Source organism: Citrobacter sp. Cpo109 (assembly GCF_030332565.1).
Lineage (GTDB): Bacteria > Pseudomonadota > Gammaproteobacteria > Enterobacterales > Enterobacteriaceae > Citrobacter > Citrobacter portucalensis.
Map to the genome: position 1 here is coordinate 21,572 of NZ_JAOWHQ010000008.1, position 6,985 is coordinate 28,556.

The 6,985-nt window shown below is 50.7% G+C and carries 11 protein-coding genes; all 11 read left to right on the plus strand.

Going from position 1 to position 6,985, the window contains the following annotated elements; translation table 11 throughout:
- Nucleotide 1 precedes the first annotated feature (1 nt).
- On the plus strand, nt 2-376 hold the full coding sequence (locus OGY71_RS00190; RefSeq protein WP_286511904.1) for a DNZ54_00345 family protein: 375 nt from the start codon (nt 2-4) through the stop codon (nt 374-376).
- On the plus strand, nt 373-801 hold the full coding sequence (gene lysB / locus OGY71_RS00195) for an Rz-like lysis system protein LysB (protein ID WP_286511906.1): 429 nt from the start codon (nt 373-375) through the stop codon (nt 799-801). Before OGY71_RS00190 ends, lysB begins: the two co-directional genes overlap by 4 nt.
- Nucleotides 686-934, plus strand: coding sequence for an Rz1-like lysis system protein LysC (lysC, locus tag OGY71_RS00200; RefSeq protein ID WP_286511953.1), 249 nt, complete (start codon nt 686-688; stop codon nt 932-934). Before lysB ends, lysC begins: the two co-directional genes overlap by 116 nt.
- Nucleotides 897-1,328, plus strand: a complete 432-nt coding sequence (locus OGY71_RS00205; protein WP_286511907.1) for a phage tail protein — start codon at nt 897-899, stop codon at nt 1,326-1,328. Before lysC ends, OGY71_RS00205 begins: the two co-directional genes overlap by 38 nt.
- The gene (locus OGY71_RS00210; protein WP_286511909.1) at nt 1,321-1,785 is read left to right on the plus strand and encodes a phage virion morphogenesis protein; all 465 of its coding nucleotides are present in this window, start codon (nt 1,321-1,323) and stop codon (nt 1,783-1,785) included. The genes OGY71_RS00205 and OGY71_RS00210 overlap by 8 nt, the downstream gene beginning before the upstream one ends.
- 87 nt (nt 1,786-1,872) lie before the next feature.
- Nucleotides 1,873-3,384, plus strand: coding sequence for a P-loop ATPase, Sll1717 family (locus tag OGY71_RS00215; RefSeq protein ID WP_286511911.1), 1,512 nt, complete (start codon nt 1,873-1,875; stop codon nt 3,382-3,384).
- A 127-nt stretch (nt 3,385-3,511) separates the two neighbouring features.
- Nucleotides 3,512-4,090: a phage baseplate assembly protein V gene (locus OGY71_RS00220; protein ID WP_286544386.1), complete on the plus strand. Its 579-nt coding sequence runs from the start codon at nt 3,512-3,514 to the stop codon at nt 4,088-4,090.
- A complete protein-coding gene (locus OGY71_RS00225) occupies nt 4,087-4,446 on the plus strand; it encodes a GPW/gp25 family protein (RefSeq protein ID WP_241324251.1) in 360 nt (119 codons plus the stop codon). The genes OGY71_RS00220 and OGY71_RS00225 overlap by 4 nt, the downstream gene beginning before the upstream one ends.
- On the plus strand, nt 4,433-5,341 hold the full coding sequence (locus tag OGY71_RS00230) for a baseplate assembly protein (RefSeq protein WP_286511918.1): 909 nt from the start codon (nt 4,433-4,435) through the stop codon (nt 5,339-5,341). The genes OGY71_RS00225 and OGY71_RS00230 overlap by 14 nt, the downstream gene beginning before the upstream one ends.
- Nucleotides 5,334-5,939 carry a phage tail protein I gene (locus OGY71_RS00235; protein ID WP_001397640.1) on the plus strand — a complete coding sequence of 202 codons (606 nt, stop codon included), beginning with the start codon at nt 5,334-5,336 and terminating at the stop codon, nt 5,937-5,939. Before OGY71_RS00230 ends, OGY71_RS00235 begins: the two co-directional genes overlap by 8 nt.
- A partial coding sequence (locus OGY71_RS00240; protein ID WP_286612602.1) for a phage tail protein occupies nt 5,936-6,985 on the plus strand: 1,050 nt, incomplete at its 3' end. The genes OGY71_RS00235 and OGY71_RS00240, both read left to right, overlap by 4 nt.

Here is a 6,985-nt window from a genome sequence, read left to right on the forward strand (position 1 = left end):
AATGAAATGGTTAAAAAGTTACTGGCTGCCGCTTTCGGTTCTGGTGCTTCTTGTGATGGTTGATGTGATTTTCCCTGCCTCCCATGCGCTTTTCCCGCTGGCGCTGATCATGTGGTTTGAGTTTGCCGCGTTTTCTCTGGTCTGCTTTACCGGGCTTTATTCCTGCACTCTGACAGGTAATGACCGGCTAAAGGTCAGATTCCTGCTGGGCAGGGTATTAAGGGTGATGGACGCAATCACTCTCACCTGGTATCTGCGTCTGGCTGTTGCCTTTGTGATGTTGCTTGCCGGGTGGAAACTGACGGGGCTGGTTTATGTATCTACCGTTGCCATTGGCCTGGCAATCAAGGATGAATTAAAGGCATTGCGGGAATGAATCGCGCGTTGATGTTAGGGCTGGCGCTGGTTCTTGTTGCGCTGGGCTGGCAGTCGTGGCGGCTTAACAATGCCAGTCACACCATTGAGACGCAGGGCGTGGCGCTGAAAAGCAAAACGCAGGAACTGAAGAAGAAAAACAGTCAGGTGATCGGCCTGTCCATTCTGACCGAAACCAACAGCCGGGAGCAGGCGCGGCTTTATGCGGCAGCGGAACAGACCACCGCACTGCTGCGAAGCCGCCAGCGCCGGATCGAGGAACTGAAACGTGAAAACGAGGATTTGCGCCGCTGGGCTGACGCTCCTTTGCCTGCTGACATTATCAGGCTGCGCGAACGTCCGGCCCTTGCCGGAGGTGCAGCTTACCGTGAATGGCTGTCCCAGAGTGACGCAGTGCCGCCTGGAAAGGTCAGCGCCGCGCAGTAACGGTGATCTGAATGCGGCGCTGGATGAAACAGAGTCCGCCTGGGCGGTCTGTGCTGACAAAGTCGACACGATAGTTGCGTGTCAGGAGCGAAACAGTGAACAAACCGCAGTCCCTGCGCAGCGCCCTGAATAAAGCGGTGGTGTATGTCCGCAACAACCCGGATAAGCTGCACCTTTTCGTTGATAACGGCTCACTGGTGGCAACCGGTGCCAGCTCTATGTCATGGGAATACCGCTACACCCTGAACGTGGTGATCGAGGATTTCAGCGGTGACCAGAATCTGCTGATGGCTCCCGTGTTGCTGTGGCTCAGAGTAAACCAGCCGGACGCCATCAACAACCCGGAGCTGCGCGAAAAACTGTTCACCTTTGAAGTGGATATTTTGCGCAATGATGTATGCGATATCAGTCTGAATCTGCAACTGACGGAGCGTGTACTGGTGAGCACTGACGGTAATGTGTCGAGCGTTGAAGCGGTGCCGGAGCCTGACGGATTCGAGGAAATGTGGACGGTGAAACGTGGATGAACTGCAGAGGGTGGATGACTGGCTGACGGCGTTGCTGGCAAATCTGGAGCCTGCAGCACGCAGCCATATGATGCGGCAACTGGCGCAACAGCTGCGCCGGACGCAGCAGCAGAACATCAGGCTGCAGCGTAATCCAGACGGCAGCGGCTATGAGCCGCGCCGGGTGACAGCCCGCAGCAAGAAGGGACGCATCAAACGCCAGATGTTTGCAAAGCTTCGCACCATAAAATACCTGAAAACTGCAGCCAGTGCCGACTCTGCCAGCGTGCAGTTTGAGGGTAAGGTGCAGCGTATTGCACGTGTTCACCACTACGGCCTACGTGATCGCGTCAGCCGTAAAGGACCGGAGGTCCGCTATGCAGAGCGGCGTTTGTTGGGTATTGGTGAAAAAGAAAAATATCTTATTTTTAACTCGTTACTAAGTTGGTTGCAGGGCAAGGGAGGACTGCATAAGTGAGTTAATTTTACTTCAATGAGAATATGAAATCTGCTATAGATAAAAGCAGTCATTATAATGATATGCTTTTCTTAAGGATGGAATATTATGCGGCCAAAAATTGGTGAGTTTAAATTTGGTGAGGTTTATGGGGAGAATGAGGTATTATATCTCGATAATTACTCTAGGTATTTTTATGATATAAATAATTCATTAGGTAAGCTTGATAGAAAAAATAAAATGCTAGTAATCGGCAGGAAGGGAACGGGTAAGACATTGCTTGTTAATGTCTACTGTAATGCAAAACGAAAAAATAATGATATTGCAGTTGTAGAATCATTAAAAGATTTTGTTTTTCATGAACTGGTTCACTTCCAAGGGCAAGATGTATCTTCTACAAAATACGTGCCGATTTTTAAATGGATGATATTGGTTAATCTTGCTAAAAATATTGTAAAATATAAAAATGGATTTAGTGAAGGTAAAATAACTCACTTGGAAAGTTTTTTACGTTCTTTTGGCCATGTCGCGGGAGAGTTAAGGCCGGAGCAAACAGTTGAAATAACTAGGGAATATCAAGCATCGGGTGAGGTTGGTATCGGATTTAGATTTCCAGTATTTCGTGGTGAAGCGAAAGCAAAAGGTGGTGAGGTCGAGAAAACAAAAGAAACAAAAAAGAATTACTTAGAGTGTATGGAATCTTTACAGCTTTATATTGTTGACATGTTAAAGGAGAGTAATAAAAGGATATATGTATTTTATGATGAGTTAGATGATAAGTTTGATGCAACAGTTGAATACAAAAATGCAATGATAAGTTTTTTAAATGCTGTTATGTCAATTAATAAAACTCTAATGCAAAATGAAATAGATGCCAAAATTGGTGCAGTAATTCGTCATGATATAATAAATACTTTTTCATCTCCGAATATTAATAAAATTATAGAAGATAACTCTGTTACACTTGATTGGTGCTCTGTTGGAGAACGGGCAAGTGATTCTGAGATTTTTGATATGATTGCTTTTAAAATTAAAAACTCCACTGGTTATTATAATGAGTTAAGCTGTTCTGATTTGTTCGGGAAAATTTTCACTGAGAAAGTCGCCGGTGAACATAGCTCTGTTTATATTTTACATAGAACTTTAGGTCGCCCAAGAGATGCCGTTAGGATGCTAACTTATATTCAAGATGAATATGGAGAGAATACCGAAAGATTTGAAGCCCCCATGTTCACAAAGGTTTCTAAAAAATACTCATCTTATCTTTTGCGTGAAATTAGGTCTGAGCTTGCGGGGCATTTAAGCGATTCAGAAATAGATGACTGCTTTTCTCTTTTACGATCTGTAAAAAAAAGAGGTTTTACTCCATCTTTAATCAAGGAGAAGTTTGAAGGGTTGGACTTAGGAGATAGCTCATTAACGCTTAATAAAATGCTGAGTTGTTTATTTAAGGTTGGCGCTATTGGAAATATACTTAGAAGATCTAAAGCAGATGGTGGGGATGTTTATTTGTGGTCATTTAATGATGAAGATCTAGAAATGGACCCATCGTTGAATTTTGAAATACATTGTGGTTTGTGGGATGCATTAGGAATTATCAAGCCTAAAGTTAGACAATAATGTAAAACGCCCTTTTATAGGGCGTTTTTATTTCAAGTCATCATTTTTTCTTAAAATTATTATTGTGTTAAAACTCTTACAATTCTAAATCGATGTATTCGTCGTTGTCTTGTTTGACAATTTGGAGATGAATGCACAACTAACAGAAATCATGCGCCTTATCACCAATCTGATCCGTACCGGTATCGTGACCGAAGTGGACAGGAAGAAATGGCTGTGTCGGGTGAAAGTGGGTGAGCTTGAAACTAACTGGATTAACTGGCTGACGCTGCGCGCCGGTGGTGCCCGTACATGGTGGTGCCCATCGCCGGATGAGCAGGTGGTGGTGCTGAGCATGGGCGGCAATCTGGAAACCGCATTTGTGCTGCCTGCCATCTACTCCAATCAGTTTCCGCCACCGTCGGATTCCGTGGACGGCTGCGTGACGGAGTACCCGGACGGGGGATGGTTTGAGTATGAACCTGCCACCGGACGATGGCATGTCAGGGGCATCAAATCCATGGTGATCGAGGCATCAGACAGTGTCACCTACAAAACCGGTGAGTTTGTGGTGGAGGCTGACACCACGCGCATTAACAGCGAAGTGGTGATCAATGGCGGCGTCACCCAGGGCGGCGGCGCAATGAGTTCTAACGGGATCGTAGTTGATGACCATGAGCATACTGGCGTTCTGAAAGGCGGCGACAACACGGGGGGACCGGTATGACGTTGTATATCGGTATGAGCAGGAATGACGGGCAGGCCATTGCAGATACGGACCATCTGCGCCAGTCGGTGCGGGATATTCTGCTGACGCCGCAGGGCAGCCGTCTTGCCCGCCGGGAATATGGCTCCCTGCTGTCTGCCCTGATTGACCAGCCGCAGAACCCGGCGCTGCGCCTGCAGATTATGTCTGCGGTCTATGTGGCGCTGAACCGCTGGGAACCGCGCCTTGCGCTGGACTCCATCACCATCAACAGCAATTTTGACGGCTCTATGGTGGTTGAGCTTACCGGACACAGCAATAACGGCGCACCGGTTTCCCTTTCCGTATCAACAGGAGCAGACAATGGCAGTCATTGACATTTCCCGACTACCGCCGCCGCAGATTGTGGATGTGCCGGACTTTGAGGCATTGCTGGCAGAACGTAAGGCCGCCTTTGTGGCCCTTCATCCGGCTGATGAACAGGAGGCCGTTATGCGCACGTTAGCGCTGGAGTCAGAACCTGTCACCAAACTGTTGCAGGAGAATACTTACCGAGAAATCCTGCTGCGCCAGCGTATTAATGAGGCTGCGCAGGCGGTCATGGTGGCCTATTCCATGGGAAATGACCTTGAACAACTGGCAGGTAACTGCAACGTGAAGCGCCTGACGGTAGTCCCAGCAGATAATGACGCGGTGCCGCCGGTCGCTGCAGTGATGGAAAGTGATGAAGCATTACGCCAGCGCATTCCTGCAGCATTTGAGGGGCTGTCCGTTGCAGGGCCGACGGGAGCCTATGAGTTCCACGCCAGAAGTGCCGACGGGCGCGTGGCGGATGCCAGCGCAACCAGTCCTGCACCGGCTGAGGTGGTGCTTACCGTACTGAGCCGCGAGGGTGACGGTACGGCAGGGACTGACCTGCTGGCAGTGGTTGAGCAGGCGCTTAACAGTGAAAAGGTTCGCCCGGTGGCAGACCGCCTGACGGTGCGCAGCGCTGAAATTATTCCGTACAGCGTGGACGCAACGATCTTCCTTTATCCGGGGCCGGAGGCTGAGCCGGTGATGGCAGAAGCAAAAGCCAGTTTGCAGAAATACATCGCCAGTCAGACGCGGCTGGGACGTGATATCCGCCGTAGCGCCATTTATGCCGCGTTGCACGTGGAGGGCGTCCAGCGTGTGGAGCTGACGTCCCCGCTGGAGGATGTGGTGCTGGATAAGACGCAGGCGGCGTCCTGTACAGAGTGGAGCGTTACCAACGGGGGCACGGATGAATAGTCTGCTGCCGCCGGGTTCGTCGCCACTTGAGCGCCGACTGGCGCAGACCTGCAGCGGGATTTCCGATCTGCAGGTATCGCTGCGTGATTTATGGAACCCGGCAACCTGCCCGATCAGGTTCCTGCCTTATCTGGCCTGGGCGTTTTCTGTTGACCGCTGGGATGAGAGCTGGACAGAAAGCGTCAAGCGCCGCGTTGTGCAGGACGCTTTTTATATCCATCAGCACAAGGGGACAACCAGCGCCGTGCGGCGCGTGGTGGAGCCGTTTGGCTTCCTGATCCGCATCATTGAGTGGTGGCAGACCGGCGAAACGCCGGGGACGTTCCGTCTGGATATTGGTGTGCAGGACCAGGGCATAACAGAAGAAACCTATCTGGAGCTGGAGCGCCTGATCGGTGACGCAAAACCATGCAGCCGTCATCTGGTTGGTATGTCCATCAACCTGCAGACAGGCGGCCCGTATTTTGTGGGTGCAGCCACCTACACCGGCGAAGAAATCACGATCTACCCGTATATCAACGAAACCATTATTTCCGGCGGCACCGCTTATGAGGGCGGGGCGGTCCATGTTATTGACACGATGAGAGTGAACCCATGAGCGCAAAATTTTACACCCTGCTGACGGATATCGGCGCGGCGAAACTGGCAAGCGCCGCCGCGCTCGGTGTCCCGCTTAAAATTACCCATATGGCGGTGGGTAGCGGTGGCGGTGCGCTGCCCACACCCAACGCGCAACAGACCGCGTTAGTGGCTGAGGAGCGCCGTGCAGCGCTGAATATGCTGTATATCGATCCGCAGAACAGCAGCCAGATTATTGCTGAGCAGGTGATCCCCGAAAACGAGGGCGGGTGGTGGATTCGTGAAGTCGGCCTTTTTGATGAAACAGGTGCGCTGATTGCTGTGGGAAACTGCCCCGAAAGTTACAAGCCGAAGCTGGCAGAGGGCAGCGGACGCACGCAGACCGTGCGTATGGTACTGATTACCAGCAGCACCGATAACATCACCCTGAAAATTGACCCTGCAGTGGTTCTGGCAACCCGCAAATATGTGGATGATAAGGTGCTGGAGCTTAAGGTGTATGTGGATGACCTGATGGCAAAGCATCTTGCTGCTGTTGATCCTCATTCACAGTATGCACCAAAAGACAGCCCGACTCTGACAGGGATGCCTAAAACGCCAACGCCACCGGCAGGAAACAACAGCACCCTGATTGCCAGCACCGCCTTTGTACAGGCTGCTATTCTTGCCCTGATTGGTGGCGCACCGGCAACGCTGGATACGCTGAAAGAAATTGCAGCAGCTATCAATAATGATCCGAATTTCAGTACCACCATTAATAATGCGCTGGCACTGAAAGCACCGCTGGCAAGCCCGGCCCTGACCGGAACGCCAACGGCTCCCACTGCTGTTCAGTCAACGAATAATACGCAGATTGCCACTACCGCGTTTGTGAAATCTGCTGTTGCGGGGCTGGTTGGTTCGTCGCCGGAGGCGCTGGACACACTGAATGAACTGGCGGCTGCGCTGGGGAATGATCCTAACTTTGCGACAACAGTGATGAACGCGCTGGCGGGGAAACAGCCACTTGATGCCACGCTGACGAATCTCAGCGGGAAAAGCATTTCAGGGCTTCTCGAATACCTT

Excerpts from the sequence above, each read along its gene's own strand:
- OGY71_RS00190 (WP_286511904.1), top strand. The coding sequence starts at position 2 with ATGAAATGGTTAAAAAGTTACTGGCTGCCGCTTTCGGTTCTGGTGCTT.
- lysB (WP_286511906.1), top strand. The coding sequence starts at position 373 with ATGAATCGCGCGTTGATGTTAGGGCTGGCGCTGGTTCTTGTTGCGCTG.
- OGY71_RS00215 (WP_286511911.1), top strand. The coding sequence starts at position 1,873 with ATGCGGCCAAAAATTGGTGAGTTTAAATTTGGTGAGGTTTATGGGGAG.
- OGY71_RS00220 (WP_286544386.1), top strand. The coding sequence starts at position 3,512 with ATGAATGCACAACTAACAGAAATCATGCGCCTTATCACCAATCTGATC.
- OGY71_RS00225 (WP_241324251.1), top strand. The coding sequence starts at position 4,087 with ATGACGTTGTATATCGGTATGAGCAGGAATGACGGGCAGGCCATTGCA.
- OGY71_RS00230 (WP_286511918.1), top strand. The coding sequence starts at position 4,433 with ATGGCAGTCATTGACATTTCCCGACTACCGCCGCCGCAGATTGTGGAT.
- OGY71_RS00235 (WP_001397640.1), top strand. The coding sequence starts at position 5,334 with ATGAATAGTCTGCTGCCGCCGGGTTCGTCGCCACTTGAGCGCCGACTG.